Consider the following 18,130-nt stretch of genomic DNA (forward strand, 5'->3'; position numbering starts at 1 on the left):
TTGGAACACTCCTTTATCCGAGTAAACGATAATAAATGGTTTTAGCTTTCTGTACATCTTGTATCCCATGAATAACAACACGTCCATCCTGGAAAATCACCAGTCGATAATCCTCCGCTTGGCAAGAAAGTAAATAGGGGTTTTTTTGAATATCGCCATAGGGCCGAATTTGGACAGCAAGCTGATCAAGATTATAGTGAATCGGTTTAGGTGGACGAATTTGAATGGCATCGCGACCACATAAAATATCTAACTTTGTTTGATTTTCATAGGACAAATACGGATATGTGGGTTTGTTTCCACAAGATGGACAATCACTTTTACGTATTTTTTCCACATTTATTTCATAGTGTTGATTTTGCCAAACATCAAAGGTTAAAAAACTTTTTCGTACCGCTTCTTCATCTCCTACTAAAAGTTTGAAAACCTCAGCTACTTGATAAGCTGCTACTATTTGAACAGTCGGACTAATAATTCCTACTGTATCGCATGTCATCCCTGTATTAGGCATCGCCTCTAGCAAACAATGTAAACAAGGTGTTTTGCCTGGTACAATCGTATAAGTAGCGCCATAACTACCAATACAGGATCCATAAACCCAAGGAATTTGAAATTTTTGTGCAAGGTCGTTCATCATAAAACGAATATCAAAGTTATCTGTTGCATCTACCATGACATCTACATTTGCAAGTAGTGCTATTAATTGCTCTGAACTTGCATCCAGAATATATTCGTTGATTTCCACCTCTGAGTTTATACTTTGTAGTCGTTTTTTGGCAGCGATTACTTTAGGAACTTTTTCTTGTGCATCTTGTTCGGTATATAGTTGCTGTCTTTGTAAATTGCTCCACTCCACATAATCACGATCAATAATCGTCAACTTTCCGACGCCTGCCCTCACTAGAGCCTCTGCGCTAGCACTGCCTAATGCACCAACACCTATGATTAGAACATGTTTTTGTTTTAGTAATTGCTGCCCTTTTTCTCCGATTGGGCTGAATAATTGTTGTCTAGAATATCTATTATGCATAAATGTTTTTGCCTTTCTATCTATGAATTTTAGTTTGACCTTTTAATTTATAGCTTTATAATAAGAAAAGCGCATTCGAGCCCGTTTAACCGCGACAAGCTTTGGCGAGCCCGAAGCGACCTCGAACGGCTGGCACGAATGCCTAGACATTATTTTAAATAGAAAAATTTTATACTTTCTTACTCTATAAAAGGAGGTCTTTACCCTTGCATCCTACACATCATCAACTTCCTATACGAGCTGCCATTTTAACTGTGAGTGACACACGCACAAAGGCAGATGATCGCGGTGGCCAGTGTATTCAATCGTTACTTCAAGAAGCTTCATTTGAATTAGTGGACTACCAAATATCAAAAGATGAACCACTTGACATCGCAAATCATGTAAAAAAATGGTGCGTTGATCACACCATCAATACAATTATCGTAACAGGTGGAACAGGATTTACTCCAAGAGACCAAACATACGACGCCCTTCTCCCTCTTTTCGAAAAAGAGATGATGGGATTTGGTGAATTATTTCGAACATTAAGCTATGAGGAAATCGGTCCAAAAGCCATGTTTAGTCGTGCCACAGCAGGGAGTCGCGATAAAACGGCTATCTATTTGTTACCAGGTTCCACCAATGCCGTGACACTTGCCATGACAAAACTAATTCTTCCGACTGTGCAACACTTTGTCGGTGAGCTGAATCGTGTATGAAAATAGCTGGTGTTGTCTTAGCTGGTGGTCAATCTTCTCGATATGGTCAACCGAAAATGTTTGAGTTGTTTGCTGGCCAGCCACTATATAAGCACAGTCTCATAGCCTTACAAAAAAATCAACTACAGCCTTTAATTATTGCTACTAATGCTAGCTTGCAATCGAAGTTTGTAGAAGAAAAGGTCCAATGGATCATTGAAAAACAGCCTCATCAAGGACCTCTGTTTGCCCTGCAAAATATCATGACTAATTTTCCCGATGTCGAATGGTTTTTTGTTGTAGCTAGTGATATGCCATTTATCCATGCAGATTTTATCCAAACTATGCTCACATTTATCGATCATCGTTATGATGCTATTGTCCCGAAACAAGATTCAAGAATACAACCTCTCGCTGCTTTATATCGACGCAGTGCTTTACCGATAGCAAATCAATTAGTGCAACAAAACAAGCGAAGTATGAAAGTCTTGTTAGAGCAACTTCAAGTATGTTATGTTCCTTTTGAAGAAGAAAGCTCAACATTTATCAATATCAACTCTCAACAAGATTGGCATCAAACATTTGAAAGGAAGTCTAATAATGAGTAATTTTACACACTGGAACGAAGAAGGTCGTCCTAAAATGGTCGACATCTCTGAAAAAACAAGCACCAATCGCACAGCCATTGCTCGTAGTACGATCACTTTATCCGATGAAGTCTATCAAGCCATCCAACAAGGAGGCATTAAAAAAGGTGACCCTACGCAAGTAGCGCAAATTGCCGGGATTATGGGTGCTAAAAAAACAGCTGATATTATCCCTATGTGTCATCCGATCATGTTACAAGGTACCGATCTCCAATTTGAATATACAAAGGCACAGGTTGGTTACGAACTTCATATTCAAGCAACAGTAAAATGTAGTGGTAAAACAGGCGTCGAAATGGAAGCTCTAACTGCTGTATCTATTGCCGCACTGACTTTTTATGATATGTGTAAAGCCGTTGACAAATCTATGGTCATTAAAGACACATACCTTGTTGAAAAAACAGGCGGAAAAAGTGGCACATTTGTGCATAAATAAACATCAAATCAATTTCGCCTCGGCGTAATTGCCGCTGCCGCTTCACTTTCGCGCAGATAAACAATGCGTCCGGATTTTTGAATTGTGCTAGCACAATTCATTCCTTTGAAAATCCGTGACATCCGCCGGAGGCTTTATCTTCATTCAGCAGGTGCCTTTTGTACCAAAAGTGTAGCGACAGGTACTTGGACACCCACTTTAAAAGAAACCTCATACGCATCCATCCTTCTAGGGCAGTAGCTTTCTGCTGAATGAAGATAAAAATCCGGCATTATTGTGCCGACTTTTTTCTGTTTTTTTTACGTAGCCAATCCTAACTAATACCTCTCTATTGCGTCTAACCACCGATGTGTGACATTTCGATTTTTGAGTTTTTCCGTTTTTTCATTGTCTGTTCATTTCGTTCATCGGAATAGCGATCTTTTCTATCTTCCCAAACAGTTGAAATGCATTGGGTGATCGCTTCATCGTCTGCGCCAGACCTTAACAACTCTCGTAGATTCGTACCCTCTGTTGCAAATAAACACGTATAAAGTTTTCCTTCTGCAGAAATACGAGCACGCGAACAATTTGAGCAGAAAGAATCTGTTACAGATGATATTACGCCGATTTCGCCCTTAGCATCTTGATATTGATAACGCGTCGCCACTTCCCCTTTATAATTAGGGTCAACCGGATGCAGAGGAGAAAACTGATGAACTTGGTCAATAATTTCTTTCTTCGATACAACCTCATCTAGTCGCCAACCATTCGAATTACCGACATCCATATATTCAATAAAACGAAGAATGTGCTGTTTCTCTTTAAAAAATTGTGCCATCGAAACAATATCCTGTTCATTTTTTCCTTTTTGAACAACCATATTGATCTTTACTTGCAAGCCTGCTTCGGCCGCTTTTTCTATACCTTCTAACACCGTTGTCACTTTTCCACGATGACCATTCATCTCGAAAAAACGTTCCTCATTTAGAGAATCTAGGCTAATGGCTACTCGTGATAAACCTGCTCTCGCCAATTCATTGGCATACTTTTTCAACAATGTACCATTAGTCGTTAAAGCAATATCTTCTACTCCATCTATGCGATGAATACGTTCAATTAATGTCGGCAGATCACGACGTAGTAAAGGCTCACCGCCAGTAATGCGTACTTTTTTCACACCTAATGAAACGAAAATCTTTACTAATCGTTCGATTTCTTCAAAACTCAATACTTTATCGGACGGTAAAAAAGCATAATCTGGACCAAACACTTCTGCAGGCATGCAATATTGACAACGAAAATTACAACGGTCTGTCACGGATATCCTTAAATCTCTTAATGGTCTGTGTAGTTGATCTTGTAGACTAGTAATTGTAATCTCCTTCTTTCATTTTGATCAATTATGCCTCGGCATAATTGTGTCCGGAATCGACTTTGTGCTTAGGCCTGCATGATGTTTTTTGCGCGTAATAGTAGCTGCAGTAGCACCGATGCAGGTCAGTTAGCCGTTATCGCATGGAAGCGATGATTTTAGGCTAACATCCTTTGTGAACTCCTTTTCGATTCTGTGACATCCGCCGGAGGCATTAACTTCTTTTAGCGGATATTTGGACCTCCTGCTGAAAGAAGTTAGAGCGATTGTGTAGGCAAGTGAATACGCTCTTTGTGTGTATAAATGTTAAGTGTATTTTGACGAATAAAACCTACCGTTGTAATACCGAGTTGCTCTGCTAATTGCAATGCTAATTCTGTTGGCGCTGATTTAGATAATACTATTTCACAGCCAATCTTTGAGACTTTCAGTAAAATTTCAGATGAAATCCGTCCGCTAAATACGATAATTTTATCTTGCATGCTAATGTTGTTTCGTAGACAATGTCCATAAATTTTATCTAATGCATTATGTCGTCCAATATCCATTCGACTTAATACAATACCATCCACATCACAAAGCGCTGCATTATGAACACCACCCGTTTGTTTGAAAATCTCAGCCGAATCTTGCATATCACGCATTAAACGAAAACAATCATCTGTTGTAATACGCACATGAATACCTTCCATTTTTTTAGCTACTAATGCATCATTAGCAAAAACAAAACCTTGGCGGCTCATGCCACAACAAGAAGTAATGTAACGTTTATTTTGAATTTGTTGAAAGTAAGGATTCACACGCTTTGTTTTAACATGCACAAAACCTTCTTTTTCTTGGTGCCAAATGGCTTCAATATCTTCGTAATCGCGAATAATTCGTTCAGAAGCCAAATAGCCAATCACCATATCTTCTACATACTCGGGTGTGCAAACCATCGTCACAAATTCTTGCTCATTAATCTTCACTGTGACAGCGTATTCAGTGACAACGGTATCTTCTATTTCTTTAATTTGATTACCTTCAACACGTATAATTTCTCTTGCTACTGCTCTATCCATAAGGCATCCCCTTTATTCACTAATATTATCTTCAAAAACAAAGACAGAAATAGCAAAATCCTCTTCAATTTTGATATCCGAAAATAAATGGAGTAACTTAGAGCCCATCAATTCTTCCATGCCATCTGGAGGACTTTTAGTATACAAATCTTGAATCATCCTTGTACGTGCAGCATGTACCATTTTTAACCCTTCAGGCGTACTTGCAATAAATTTTTCAGTTGGTGTGATATTACCATATAAAGTTGAAACAGCCATGTTCTCGACGAAAACAGTATGAATACGCTCTGGTCCCTTCCCAAATATATCTTTGCGTAGTTTTCGAATAATATCGTTGAATTCATGCACCTTTTTTGACATTTTAACGATTCTCCCAACGTAATTAATCTTTTTATCCTATGTTCATGGGGGTCACCCTTACAGTTTGTTAATAATATAGCAACTTAAATAAAAATTAAAGAGAAAATACCCAATGACAATTATTATCAATTATCGATCAATTTCGCCTTGGCGTAATTGCGTCCGGATTTTGAATTGTGCCTGCGCAATTCATTCCTTTTAAAATCCGTGACATCCGCCGGAGGCTTTATCTTCATTCAGTAGATGGTGAACACCTATTGAAAAAGAGCTATATCTGAATTCATCTAATCACCTTCTGAGATAGGATTTTCTACTGAATGAAGATAAATTTTTATTATAATTATTGTCCATTTTGGCTTAAAAGGCTATAATAATTGGTATTACACATGGAATGAAAGTATTTTGATTCCTATGTCATGGTTTCATACAAATAAGTTTGAACTATAGGCATGGTGGTTTTAATATTTAAATTCTATAGTTATATTGAATAAAAAATAAAAGTTGATTGAATTTTTAGCAAGGCCTGTTAAGAATTTTATCCACCATGAATAAATAGCATGATAATACATGCCTTTTCATGGTGGATTTTTTTATTTTTGAGCAATATCAACATCGACAACAAATAATAAATGTTTCTTCATCTATGTTGGAGTAGAAATTGGACAAATTGGGAAATGACATTATAACAAGACAATCAAAATAAAAAAACTCATAACTCTATTCCCGATTTATCCTAAGTATTAACCTGTTGTTAAATAAGTCTCAAAGAGCAAAAGGAGGAAAATATCTTGACTAAAATTAACATTAATGGCGTATCGTACGATGTGGCAGATGGAGCTACAATACTGGATACCATTAATCAACACGGAATCGCCCATCCACAAATTTGTCATGTACCATCAGTTGATCCTATCGAAACTTGTGATACATGTATCGTTGAAGTGAACGGCCAATTAGTTCGTTCTTGTTCAACAAAAGCAGTAGCCGGCATGGATATCCAACTTACTTCTGAGAAAGCGAAAGCAGCACAAACAGAAGCCATGGATCGTCTACTAGAAAACCATTTGCTGTATTGTACCGTTTGTGACAATAACAACGGGAATTGTACATTACACAACACTGCAGAATTAATGGAAATTGAACACCAAAAATATCCTTATCAACCAAAAGTGGAACCACATGAAGTGGATATGTCTCATCCATTCTATCGATATGATGCAAACCAATGTATCGCATGTGGACAATGTGTAGAAGTGTGTCAAAACCTACAAGTTAACGAAACGTTATCGCTAGATTGGGAAGCTGATAGACCAAAAGTAATTTGGGATGAAGGCGTAGCTATTAACGATTCTTCCTGTGTAGGTTGTGGTCAATGCGTTACCGTTTGTCCATGTAACGCCTTAATGGAAAAATCAATGCTTGGCGAAGCTGGTTTTATGACTGGGCTGAAACAAGATACGTTAGATCCGATGATTAATTTAATTAAGGAAGTTGAACCTGGCTATAGCGGTATCTTTGCTGTTTCTGAAGTCGAGGCTGCTATGCGCAGTAAACGTACGAAGAAAACAAAAACAGTTTGTACTTTCTGTGGAGTAGGTTGTTCGTTTGAAGTTTGGACAAAAGACCGCAAAATTTTAAAAGTGCAACCTTCTGAAGGTCCTGTCAATGCTATTTCTACTTGTGTAAAAGGGAAATTCGGTTGGGACTTCATCAACTCGGAAGAACGAATTACAAAACCATTAATTCGTAAAAATGATGCATTTGTTGAATCCTCATGGGATGAAGCGCTTGACTTGATTGCTTCTAAACTAGGTGGCATCCAAAAAGAATATGGTTCTGGATCTGTCGGCTTTATTTCTTCTTCAAAAATTACAAACGAAGAAAACTACTTAATTCAAAAAATGGCGCGTCAATTATTCGAAACAAACGACGTTGATAACTGCTCACGCTATTGTCAATCTCCAGCTACTGATGGCCTACTACGCACAGTTGGTATAGGTGGCGACGCTGGAACGATCAAAGATATCGCAAAAGCTGGCCTTGTTATTATTGTTGGGGCAAACCCTGCAGAAGGTCACCCTGTTTTAGCTACTCGTGTAAAACGTGCCCATAAGTTACACGGTCAAAAATTAATTGTTGCCGACGTTCGTAAACATGAAATGGCTGAGCGCTCTGATATTTTCATGCGCCCAAAACAAGGAACAGACCAAGTATGGTTAATGGCCGTTACAAAATATATGATCGATCAAGGCTGGCATGATGAAGCCTTCATTAAAGAGAACGTGCACTTCTTTGATGATTTTAAAGATGTACTTGAAACATACACACTAGAATATGCAGAAAAAGAAACGGGCATTTCAAAAGAAACGTTGATAAATGTTGCTGAAATGATTCGTGATGCAGACGGTACATGTGTACTTTGGGGTATGGGTGTTACACAAAATACAGGTGGCTCCTATACATCAGCTGCAATTTCTAACCTACTTCTAGCTACTGGCAACTATCGTCGTCCAGGTGCAGGTGCCTACCCTCTTCGTGGTCACAACAATGTTCAAGGTGCTTGTGATATGGGTACACTACCAAATCTATTACCAGGTAATCAAAAAGTAATAGACGACGAAGCACGTAAGAAATTTGAAGAAGCTTATGGTGTAAAAATCAAACCTGAACCAGGTCGTACAAATATGGCCATGTTAGATGCGATCATGGAAGGTAAAATGAAAGCAATGTATTTAGTTGGGGAAGATATGGCACTTGTAGATTGCGATGCTAACCATGTAGATAAAGTACTTTCACAATTAGACTTCTTTGTTGTACAAGATTGCTTCCTTTCACGTACAGCACAATATGCGGATGTTATTTTACCAGCAGCACCTTCTCTTGAAAAAGAAGGTACGTTCACGAATACAGAGCGTCGTGTGCAACGACTATATCAAGTATTACCAACACTTGGTGAATCAAAAGCCGATTGGGAAATCCTTCAATTAGTAGCACGTCGCCTAGGTGCTGACTGGAATTACAGTCACCCAAGTGAAATCTTTGCTGAAATGGCTAGTCTTGCTCCATTCTTCTCGCAAGCGAACTATGATGTATTAGAAAATTGGGGTAGCTTCTGTTGGGGTAGCCATGATGGTAAAGACACACCTTTACTATATGAAGATGGCTTTAACTTCCCTGACAAAAAAGCTCGCTTTGCTTTAAACGATTGGATTAGACCGGTTGAATATGAAGCGCAATATGATTGCCATATTAACAATGGCCGTATGCTTGAACACTTCCATGAAGGTAATATGACAAACAAATCAAAAGGTATTCAATCGAAAGTACCTGAAATTTTTGTTGAAGTATCACCAGAGCTAGCAAAAGAACGTGGCATTGAAGATGGAGCTCTTCTTCGTTTAGTGTCTCCTCAAGGCGCATTAAAATTAAATGCCCTAGTGACAGATCGCGTACAAGGAAATGAACTATTCTTACCAATGAACTCTGTTAGCAAAGACTCAGCGATTAATTTCTTAACGGGTCCGGCTGGAGACATCAATACATCGACACCTGCTTATAAACAAACAAAAGTACGAGTAGAAGTATTGAAACAAAAAGGAAAAACGCCACTTCCTAGAACAAACCCACGTTATAAAAAACGTCATCCGCAAAATGGTGTTGAGGTACAACGTAAATGGAACCGTCCTGGTTACGTTCACTTAACAACTAACGAAAGGGAGTGATTTTATGGCTGCACCAATTACGACAATTAAAAAAGCTCAAGTAACAGAAGAGCAACTAAAGGAAGAAAAGTTAGACAATTTAAAGCAACTTCTTTCTGAGAATGAAGAAATGGTGAACCAGGTCTTTACGATCATGGCAGAATTAAATGATATTGGAGCGCTAGAAGCCGCTACGAAACTACTTGAAGCAAAAGAGGATGTTGCACATATCGCTCTTGGTCAATTAACGCGTAAGCCTGTTACGAATATCATCAACAACTTAATGGGTGTTGCAGGAGCATTAACCGAACTGAACCCAGAAACAACAACAAAGCTTATTGAAGGCTTAAATACTGGCTTAGATGAAGCGAACAAAGCAATTGAATCGGACGAAAAAGTTAGTGCCTTTAAGTTGTTCAAAATGTTAAATGACCCTGATGTTAATCGTGCTGTAAACTTTGGCGCTCACTTCTTAAAAGGGCTTGGCAAAGGCCTAAAATAGGAAGGTGGTTTCTAATATGCTAACGAACGAACACATTTTAAAAACTTTGCAGAAAATCGATGATCCAGAGCTTCATAAAAGCATCGTTGACTTGAATATGGTAAGAAATATTCAAGTTAACGGTACACATATCTCACTGGATCTTGTCTTGACTATTCAAGGTTGTCCATTAAAAGCCAAAATTCAAGCAGATGTTGAAGAAGCGTTAAAAGCGATCGGTGCATCAAAAATATCCATCCAATTTGGTTCTATGACAGATGACGAACGCCGTAGTTTAACAGCTTCTTTAAAATCAGAAAAAGTTACGGATAAAGGAATGCCTAAAATGCTTCTACCCGACTCTGGTGTCAAATTTATTGCCATTACTAGTGGTAAAGGTGGCGTCGGTAAATCTACTGTGACGATTAATTTAGCAGTAGCCCTTGCCCGTCTTGGTAAACGAGTAGGGATTTTAGATGCTGACATTTATGGCTTTAGTATTCCTGCCATGATGAAAATTCATCAAAAACCAACAATGCTTGACCAAACAGCTATTCCAGTGATGAGTGATGGTGTAAAGATCATGTCGATGGGCTTCTATACTAACGACAACCAACCTGTCATGTGGCGTGGGCCAATGCTCAACAAATGGATTCGTAATTTCCTTGTCAATACACATTGGGGCGAATTAGATTATCTCCTCATCGATTTACCACCTGGTACAGGAGATGTAGCCATTGATATGGCAGCAATGATTCCACAAGCGCAGGAAATTATTGTAACAACACCTCACCTTGCAGCTTCTCATGTTGCTTCTCGTGCAGGTCTGATGGCTCAACATACGAAACACACGATTCTTGGTGTTGTCGAAAACATGGCTTACTTCGAAAACTCAAATGGTGAAAAGAACTATTTATTCGGTCAAGGTGGCGCAGAAAAATTAGCAGATGAGCTCCAATCAAGTATCATCGCTCAAATACCATTTGCCCAACCTGAGGAGAATACAGGTTCTTCCGTTTATGACGAAGACTCTATCATCGGTGAGGTATTTACCCACCTTGCAGAAGATATAACGTATCAATAAAAAATAATAACCCTTGACTCGTTCTTACACGAGACAAGGGTTTTTTTATATAGCAGTGTTCTAATGAAACACTCCCCTACTATTTAGTTCAATAACCAGCCTTTTTTAAAACCTGCATAAAATAAAAACGATACGTATTTTTCACGAAAGTATCTAAAGGAAGCCCAACATTTAATTGATACTTTGTAAAAATAAAATAAAAACGCTTATCCCATTTTAAACGTAATAATTCCCCAGCATCTTCCCCGTATTTCTCTGTAAATTCCTCAATTAAAGGTTCGACCATATAGTAGCAATAGTCTTTTAAGTTTGCGAGGGCCTCTATATCTTTCTCCTTCTGAAAACGCGTAATCCAATCAGCTAATTGTTCATTCATTTAAAAATTCATCTCTCTTTATATTGAGTTTCTTCCTATTATATTATAACTCTTTTTCTATAAATTCTCGCTTCTCACGTTTCTTCGATATTTTGTTTTGGGTTGATAAAATAATGAGCTTTATACCTTATTCAACATGTAAGATGCTCACCTAATGAATAATAGATTGTATCCCTTTATAATCGATCAAATACGTTCTTATAGTATGACTACGATGAACACTTATGATCATTTATTGGAAGAAACTATTTAAGAGCGAGTACTAAGACGTGATGATTTTAGCCTTCGTTCTTCTATTGCTAATCCCCAAGGAGTAGCCAGCCGGAACGAAGATCAACTAAAATACAGCGCATATATTTTAAAAATTTCATCCTCAACTTTTGGTAATGAACCTAAATATTATAATGTTTACCTTATTTTATAGACCCCCTGTCACGGAGTGGTCTTTTTATTGTTTATTCAGCTAAGCACAAGACAGAAACCCTTTCACTTTCAAGTAACGATGGGAAGAATGGTCAAAAAAGTTCGCCATCAGTTATACAGACTTACGGCGATTGCGGGAATAGACAGAATCATCAATGACAAAAGCTGGAACACGCTATTTTTTTCTGTAAAGAACCTTTCATCATTAGGTTGGGAGTCCCAAAACTGATAAATGTTATTTGTTATGTAAAAAAGTCAAATAGATTTTTGAATATCGAAATAGCTAATAATATGAAGTGTTAATAAGGATTTTTTTACTACGATAGTTGAGTTATAATGAAAAGGCTATAGGCATTTTCATAGAAGGAGTAATTACATGACTGGAAAACAAATTAACCCAATATTAATTCAAGCATTAACAAATCAAGAAATCACTGAAATCCCATCATCCCCTACGTTCAAGTATTTAGGCGGGACATATGTAAAGTCTATCGTCGATAATTTAAAAAAAGTAATGACTCGGCATGAAAAAAATGAAATCATGATGACTTGTAAAAGCTGTAACAAATCAGGCAAATATAATATTGGAACTATGTTCATTAATGTTCCTACAAATAACCAAAATATACAGAATCCAGAACAACAGTACACTGGGTATTTCCGTTGTAAGTATTGCAATACTGCTGGACAGTGGGAAGAGTCGTCAGAACTATATATGTTTAGCATTGCAGCTTTATTGGCACCCGATAACGAAAATACTCTTGTTCAATTTGGTGAAATACAACTTTTTGATGGAACTTCACCAAAATATGCTACAGATGGGGAAGAACACCTCTTACATTTAATTTCCTCTTCACCAAGCAACGCTTTATTATGGAATAAACTAGGTAATTTATACATTGCTGGTGCGAGACCTGAACTTGCAATGGCAGCTTTCGAAAAATCTATTGCTATCGATCCAAATCAAATGGAGTCACACCTGTCTATTGCCAATATTCTTATAGACATTAAGGATTATCAACATACTATTCATCATTTGCATCAGGTGATGTTATCCGCGGAGCATTATGAGCATCTTAATGCAAATCGTTTAAGAGAATTATTAGCGCACGGAATTTGCACAAGTTTCATCGCTTCGGTTGAATCAAAGCAGAAATATTCACCGCTTCCTATAAAAGAGCAAGTAATGTCAGCTGATAGAGAAATTAATCTAGCTACTCAAGAACTCCTCCAAGGTATTGAACTATATTCGGATGACGTAACTTCATTTTATCCGCTCGCCGAAGCATTTATGGGAAAACAAGCTCAGGAGTTAATTTAGAAGGTACTATTAATTATACTAAAAGCTTCACGGGTGAAGTCTTTTAAAATTTTTGGTTATACTCTTTAAGCCTGGAATAGAAATCAAAATGTTGATTTAAATTTTCGTCGTTTTGCAAAATAATGATAAATTTCACCATATCTGATCGTTCAAAAATAGAAGCTTATCTCGCATTAGTTTACTCTATTCATGAAGTTGCCGAACGTATTAAACGCAGCCCTTCAACGACTTCAAGCTGCAGTTGCGTCTCCTCTTTAGCAGAAGCTGTTAACTCTCTAGTTGTACGTACATAATCGTTTTCTAAACATTGGTAAAAAAACGCTTGAAACCCTACTAAAGGATTTAAAGCGTTTTTTCTCGCGTTTCACAATATTATTATGAAAGGTTTGCAGCAATGCTTCCCGAATTCAATATAAAGATACTATGTTGAATAGACGACTCATCACTATAGCATTTATTCTTCGTTAAACCACAGTTCATCTTTGTTATCAACGTCGCCATTATAATTGATCAGAATTTCTTCTCCAGCTTTTATATCTTTATAAGCAAAAAAATCAAATGTTTGATTTTTAAAATTAATCTCATATGTTGCATTTGGTTCATAAGAATGATTAAACAACATTCCATAACCAAGAAGGATCGCAGAACGACCAATTCCATACTCAAAAGCGTAATCAGCGAGCAAGGTTTGCTCAATGTATTGATGCTCTTCATTTGGATAAGCAATTACAGGTGCCTCATGTAAAAGCTCTCCTTTCTGGATATCGCATGTAGCAAATACCCCTCTATTGAATTCTCCATCACTTAATGGAGATGTTTTTATTTCAATCATGTTTGTTCTCCTACTCATTAATAAAATTTTCTTTTTAACTGTAACATTAATTTGAACATTGAGGTCTAAAAAAATGAAATTATTTTAAATAAAACACCTTTAGTGTCACCGAATAATGGCTCATCACCATAACATGTGGTTGATTTAACAAATGTCTTCCACAACTTTTGGTGATGAGCACGAAAAATTGAAGATCAATAAGGAGTATCAAAAAAATCTTTTTGTTTGTTCAGAAAATGTGTAAAGTCTTTTCATTTTCTAGCCTTGTCAAACGTATTTTCATAAAAGGAAAAGCGCCTCGAACCCTTTATACTAAAGGATCCAAAGCACTTTTCAATTGGTTTGGACTAGCGTTCCCAACTAAAATTAAGCAGTTACTTTTTGCGTATTTTTTTTACTCATTTTACTTAACCAAATAAATATAAACACAATAATTAATATAACTGGGGCTAACTCTTTTGGGAAAAATAGCATTAGTGAAATTCCTACTAGTAAAGGTGTCTTTAAAATAGCAATCGAAGCACTACCACCTATAACAGCTACGATAAAAAGCATATCTAGTTGCGGGAAAAAAGTCGCGATCGCGTAGCCCTGTAAAATGGAAGCGAAGATAACTGGTAAAACATTTCCACCAACCCAACCTGACTTAAAACAAAACTCCATAAAAATCAGTTTTAAAACAGAAGCTAAAATTAAAGTGGCCATCGAAAGTGTCGGTACTAAACTAGGTAAAGCTTGCATAGACAGTTGACCGGAAAAAAGTAATTTAGGAGCGATTAAAGACATCAAACCAATCCCGATACCACCGATAACAGCACTTAAAATAATTTTATTGTTGATTTTAGAAAAGATTTTATTCATTGCTCTTTCCATTAGTTCATAAAGTTTACTAAACAAAATACCAAACAACACAAAAGGAATAAAAAGAAACAATTCATCCAATCCCCAGTTCGTTTCACCTAACTTGGTCACAAAGGGAGGTTGATCTGATATTTTAATAAAAATCATAAAGGTCACTATTCCATTAATGATAAATAATAAATACAAGAATTTCTTCAATAAAAGCAGTTTTTTCTCTTTAGGTGCCTGATCAGGATTATAGGGAATAAGGTAATGATGAGGTAAAGCAAATTGTTTTAGCCTAATTAACCAAGATTCCTTTTTCCATTCATTGTAGGAAAAATAAAAGTAACGCATTTTATCTGCCTGCCATACTGATAACGCAATAACAGAACTTAATATGGCTGCTGCAGGACCAACACTTGCACCAAAAATTAAAATTAAAAAAGCAATTAAAAAATTGAGACCTACATTTGAATAGTTCATTCTTTGAGTTGTTTTTAATTCAACAATAGCTTCATTAGCCGTTTGAGGCAGTCCCCCCCACTTATACTTGCTAACACCGACTAAAACACCACCCAAAATACATAAAAGTAATGTATAAATAGCAGGTACTTTTAAAGTATTGGATACGTCAGTCCATAAAAAATCCGCCAAGCCATTAACTACTATTAAAAAAACAGAAGAAATAAAACCGATCATCCCACTTAAAATTAAGCCATAAACTAGTAATCCGATTATTTTAAAATACTTCTCATTCAATACAAAATTCACCACTTTTATACATATATTAAGACACTCTCTTGTTAGTAACTATATTTATTTGAAATACAGCAGCCATTTTTATAATGCCAATATAACTATACTAGACTTTGTGCTGAAAGAGCTAGTATTTTCCTCTCTAGTATCTAAACAAACTAAGAGATAGATTGCCTAGTTTATGATTGTCACCATTCCCGTTTCTTTGCTTCTCATATTCCATAACTGTAAATAAACCTTCGATGCACTATTACCATTTGTCTACCAAATTACAATTTACTATGTTATGATTTGGTTCATCACCAAAACGTGTGGTTGATTTCCGTTCCGACTGGGCGCTTTGCCGCTGACGCTTCGCTTTCGCACAGATAAAACATTGCCGCTGACGCTTCGCTTTCGCGCAGAGCAGAGCTTCCTGGGGGCGTCCGATGAGCCGCTTCACTCGCGTTGCTCGCTCCAGGGTCTCGGGCCTACACGATGTAGGTTACGAAGGCGTTATCACAGGACGTGATGCTCTTAGCCTTCGTTCCTCTACCGCTGATCCCCAAGGAGTCACCCAGCCTCCACTCCAATCAACTTATTTACATAGTATATGTTTTAACAAATGTCATCCAAAACTTTTGGTGATGAGCCTATGATTTCCTTATAAAAGGAATTTTTAGTTAATTAAGATATGTGTAATTTTATTGAATAAGGGGAAGAGGAACCGAATAATAGATACCATCATCTATATGATAAGACACGCAGAATCACCATTTGTTTTCGGTCAAGAACGAACGAGAAAACTATCCAACCAAGGTGCAATAGACGCAAAAAAAGTAACGGCAATAATGAATGAGCAGAAGTTTGATCTGGTAATCTCAAGTCCTTATACAAGATCAATTTAAACAATCGAGGGAATTGTCGATTCCTAAAATATAGAAGTAAAGGTAGTTGAGGAATTAAGGGAAAGGCAATTAAAGGGGCTTATAAATTACCTGAAGAAGAAATACAACAGGCAATAAAAAAATCCTATGAAGATATTGATTTTAATTTATCGGGCGGAGAATCAGTAAGATGCGTCCAAAATCGGGCTATTCCTATAATAAAAGAACTTCTAAATAATTATGAGACACAGACTATTATTATAGGAACTCATGGAAATGTTATGACTATTATTATGATTTATTTTAAGAAAGAATACGGATATCATTTTTGGAAAAACACTTCAAAACCTGACATATACAAGTTGGTATTTTCAAGAGAAACACTAAAATTAGTACAACGGAAATGGGAATGACTTAAGCAGAGGCTATTATCCCCTTTTCAAAATCAAAAACAATAGCCATCAGAATCAAACTAGCGGGCATTTGGATATAAAACATACACAAAAATACTTTTGTTATGCTTCCCCAATCACTTCTGTAGCTCCACTGTCTAGTTTTGTTCCAGATACTTTTTCAATAATGCTTAACTCAGCCAATTTTGACACTAAAGTGATTAAATTTATGAAATTAGCTCAATCATCAATGTAAAAAATTCTTTTAATTAATGGATATATGGACATTCAGTTAATTTATGAGCCTTTGGTTATATTCAATCCACTTTTCCATTTCTTTCTCAACTGCTCGATTTTGCCATTCAAACCATATGCCCGAACACTCACTACAATGACTATCTACTCCACTTTTTTTATGTGCATCTTTACATGTAAATACAGTCTTTTTACGACAACTATAGCAGTAAACTTCTTTATCTTTATAAAATTCCATAACCATCAACTCCCACATTTTACACATATTCATTTCCGTTTTGTACACAAATTATTCTTATTTACAAAGTAAATCATTACGGACAATGAATAGCCTTTAAAAACCGTGGTTTTGTAGTTTCCTCAATAATAAAATTGTATTACAGTCCTAACTCCGCACATTTAATATATTCTTTTAGAAATATAGGTGCTTGAGGGTTGTTAAGTACTTCTTCCGTGGTTAATAACAATACTTTTTCTACTTCTTCGGGTTGTTTAGCATATAATTCACCTGATTCATATTCACAGAGGAAAATAATATCAACAACGTTTTCACCTTTATCTGTTACAAACGAAGTACTATGTATATATTTCAAATTCTCTTTAACCTTAATACCAATTTCTTCAAAAATTTCTCTTTTCAAAGTATTTTCTAATATATTTGATGAATTTCCTACTATATCTACCTTTCCTCCAACAAGTGAAAGTAATCCACCTGCATGTTCTTCTTTTTTACTTCTTTCAATAATGATCCACTTATCATCTTTTCTTATAGCCCCTTCAACATTGACGATAAACAATCGAATCCCCTCCCATATAATCTGTCTTTTTCCCATTTAACTAGAAATTCTTTCTATGAAAAATATAACATAGTAAAGGATGATTTGGTGATGCAATGGTAAATACGTAACAACCGAGAGTTTCCGTTATACTAGGGCCATACGATAAGTTCAAACGCATTTAACGAATCTGCGAGGGTTGATAATGAAGGAAAGGAATTAAATTGCAGAAGTTGTCTAAATGGAGCTATCACGCCATATGTGGGGCTACAGGAGTTTCCATGAGCAAATAAAAGGACTTGCAGATATGAAGGATAATCATCATGCAAGTTCTATCTTGATGTATATGTCAAATTAGATTATTGTTTCAAGAATCGAATCTTTAAAAATCACACTTTCAACAATCGAAATTCAATATCAAACATTTAAATTTACCTGCCTCCATTAGTCGAATAA

The 18,130-nt window shown here is 36.5% G+C and carries 18 protein-coding genes; 8 read left to right on the plus strand and 10 right to left on the minus strand.

Annotation, left to right across the window (positions count from 1 at the left end; genetic code table 11):
• Positions 1-13 precede the first annotated feature (13 nt).
• Positions 14-1,030: a thiazole biosynthesis adenylyltransferase ThiF gene (locus AB9L17_RS17935; RefSeq protein WP_375199545.1), complete on the minus strand. Its 1,017-nt coding sequence runs from the start codon at positions 1,028-1,030 to the stop codon at positions 14-16.
• A gap of 206 nt (positions 1,031-1,236) precedes the next feature.
• Between AB9L17_RS17935 and AB9L17_RS17940 the strand changes: the two genes are divergently transcribed.
• The 3 genes from AB9L17_RS17940 to moaC are packed head-to-tail and all read left to right on the plus strand — an operon-like array spanning position 1,237 to position 2,793.
• Complete coding sequence (locus AB9L17_RS17940; RefSeq protein WP_068983818.1) at positions 1,237-1,731, plus strand: MogA/MoaB family molybdenum cofactor biosynthesis protein; 495 nt, start codon at positions 1,237-1,239, stop codon at positions 1,729-1,731.
• Positions 1,728-2,318, plus strand: a complete 591-nt coding sequence (mobA, locus tag AB9L17_RS17945) for a molybdenum cofactor guanylyltransferase (RefSeq protein WP_375199546.1) — start codon at positions 1,728-1,730, stop codon at positions 2,316-2,318. Before AB9L17_RS17940 ends, mobA begins: the two co-directional genes overlap by 4 nt.
• A complete protein-coding gene (moaC, locus tag AB9L17_RS17950; RefSeq protein WP_068983820.1) occupies positions 2,311-2,793 on the plus strand; it encodes a cyclic pyranopterin monophosphate synthase MoaC in 483 nt (160 codons plus the stop codon). The genes mobA and moaC overlap by 8 nt, the downstream gene beginning before the upstream one ends.
• Positions 2,794-3,130: 337 nt before the next feature.
• Here moaC and moaA read toward each other — a convergent pair whose 3' ends face one another.
• The 3 genes from moaA to AB9L17_RS17965 form a co-directional block, all read right to left on the minus strand.
• The gene (moaA, locus tag AB9L17_RS17955; protein WP_375200809.1) at positions 3,131-4,147 is read right to left on the minus strand and encodes a GTP 3',8-cyclase MoaA; all 1,017 of its coding nucleotides are present in this window, start codon (positions 4,145-4,147) and stop codon (positions 3,131-3,133) included.
• Positions 4,148-4,404: 257 nt separating this feature from the next.
• Entirely contained in the window at positions 4,405-5,208 is an 804-nt protein-coding gene (fdhD, locus tag AB9L17_RS17960; RefSeq protein ID WP_375199547.1) for a formate dehydrogenase accessory sulfurtransferase FdhD, read from the minus strand.
• Positions 5,209-5,220: 12 nt separating this feature from the next.
• On the minus strand, positions 5,221-5,568 hold the full coding sequence (locus AB9L17_RS17965) for a DUF2294 domain-containing protein (RefSeq protein WP_223556087.1): 348 nt from the start codon (positions 5,566-5,568) through the stop codon (positions 5,221-5,223).
• A gap of 788 nt (positions 5,569-6,356) precedes the next feature.
• On the opposite strand from AB9L17_RS17965, the gene fdhF reads away from it, so the two are divergent.
• The 3 genes from fdhF to AB9L17_RS17980 are packed head-to-tail and all read left to right on the plus strand — an operon-like array spanning position 6,357 to position 10,834.
• Positions 6,357-9,290: a formate dehydrogenase subunit alpha gene (gene fdhF, locus AB9L17_RS17970; RefSeq protein WP_375199548.1), complete on the plus strand. Its 2,934-nt coding sequence runs from the start codon at positions 6,357-6,359 to the stop codon at positions 9,288-9,290.
• Between the two features lie 4 nt (positions 9,291-9,294).
• Positions 9,295-9,771 (plus strand): DUF1641 domain-containing protein, encoded by a 477-nt coding sequence (locus AB9L17_RS17975; RefSeq protein ID WP_068983825.1) that lies wholly within the window; start codon positions 9,295-9,297, stop codon positions 9,769-9,771.
• A 16-nt stretch (positions 9,772-9,787) separates the two neighbouring features.
• Entirely contained in the window at positions 9,788-10,834 is a 1,047-nt protein-coding gene (locus AB9L17_RS17980; RefSeq protein WP_068983826.1) for an Mrp/NBP35 family ATP-binding protein, read from the plus strand.
• An 88-nt stretch (positions 10,835-10,922) separates the two neighbouring features.
• Here the strand turns inward: AB9L17_RS17980 and AB9L17_RS17985 are convergent, their stop codons facing one another.
• Positions 10,923-11,210 carry a hypothetical protein gene (locus AB9L17_RS17985; RefSeq protein ID WP_068983827.1) on the minus strand — a complete coding sequence of 96 codons (288 nt, stop codon included), beginning with the start codon at positions 11,208-11,210 and terminating at the stop codon, positions 10,923-10,925.
• A gap of 799 nt (positions 11,211-12,009) precedes the next feature.
• On the opposite strand from AB9L17_RS17985, the gene AB9L17_RS17990 reads away from it, so the two are divergent.
• Complete coding sequence (locus AB9L17_RS17990; RefSeq protein WP_375199549.1) at positions 12,010-12,954, plus strand: tetratricopeptide repeat protein; 945 nt, start codon at positions 12,010-12,012, stop codon at positions 12,952-12,954.
• Positions 12,955-13,408: 454 nt separating this feature from the next.
• Here AB9L17_RS17990 and AB9L17_RS17995 read toward each other — a convergent pair whose 3' ends face one another.
• The 3 genes from AB9L17_RS17995 to AB9L17_RS18005 all read right to left on the minus strand — a co-directional run bounded on the left by AB9L17_RS17995 (position 13,409) and on the right by AB9L17_RS18005 (position 15,827).
• Entirely contained in the window at positions 13,409-13,786 is a 378-nt protein-coding gene (locus AB9L17_RS17995; RefSeq protein WP_068983829.1) for an SET domain-containing protein, read from the minus strand.
• A gap of 366 nt (positions 13,787-14,152) precedes the next feature.
• The gene (locus tag AB9L17_RS18000; RefSeq protein ID WP_068983830.1) at positions 14,153-15,388 is read right to left on the minus strand and encodes a chloride channel protein; all 1,236 of its coding nucleotides are present in this window, start codon (positions 15,386-15,388) and stop codon (positions 14,153-14,155) included.
• A gap of 247 nt (positions 15,389-15,635) precedes the next feature.
• Positions 15,636-15,827 carry a hypothetical protein gene (locus tag AB9L17_RS18005; RefSeq protein ID WP_375199550.1) on the minus strand — a complete coding sequence of 64 codons (192 nt, stop codon included), beginning with the start codon at positions 15,825-15,827 and terminating at the stop codon, positions 15,636-15,638.
• A gap of 579 nt (positions 15,828-16,406) precedes the next feature.
• Between AB9L17_RS18005 and AB9L17_RS18010 the strand changes: the two genes are divergently transcribed.
• Positions 16,407-16,664, plus strand: a complete 258-nt coding sequence (locus AB9L17_RS18010) for a histidine phosphatase family protein (RefSeq protein WP_375200810.1) — start codon at positions 16,407-16,409, stop codon at positions 16,662-16,664.
• Positions 16,665-16,935: 271 nt separating this feature from the next.
• Here AB9L17_RS18010 and AB9L17_RS18015 read toward each other — a convergent pair whose 3' ends face one another.
• Positions 16,936-17,136, minus strand: coding sequence for a hypothetical protein (locus AB9L17_RS18015; protein WP_068983831.1), 201 nt, complete (start codon positions 17,134-17,136; stop codon positions 16,936-16,938).
• A gap of 139 nt (positions 17,137-17,275) precedes the next feature.
• Positions 17,276-17,695, minus strand: coding sequence for an NUDIX hydrolase (locus AB9L17_RS18020; protein ID WP_375199551.1), 420 nt, complete (start codon positions 17,693-17,695; stop codon positions 17,276-17,278).
• Positions 17,696-18,130 lie beyond the last annotated feature (435 nt).

The organism is Lysinibacillus sp. RS11 (genome assembly GCF_042019215.1).
Taxonomy (GTDB): domain Bacteria; phylum Bacillota; class Bacilli; order Bacillales_A; family Planococcaceae; genus Lysinibacillus; species Lysinibacillus xylanilyticus_A.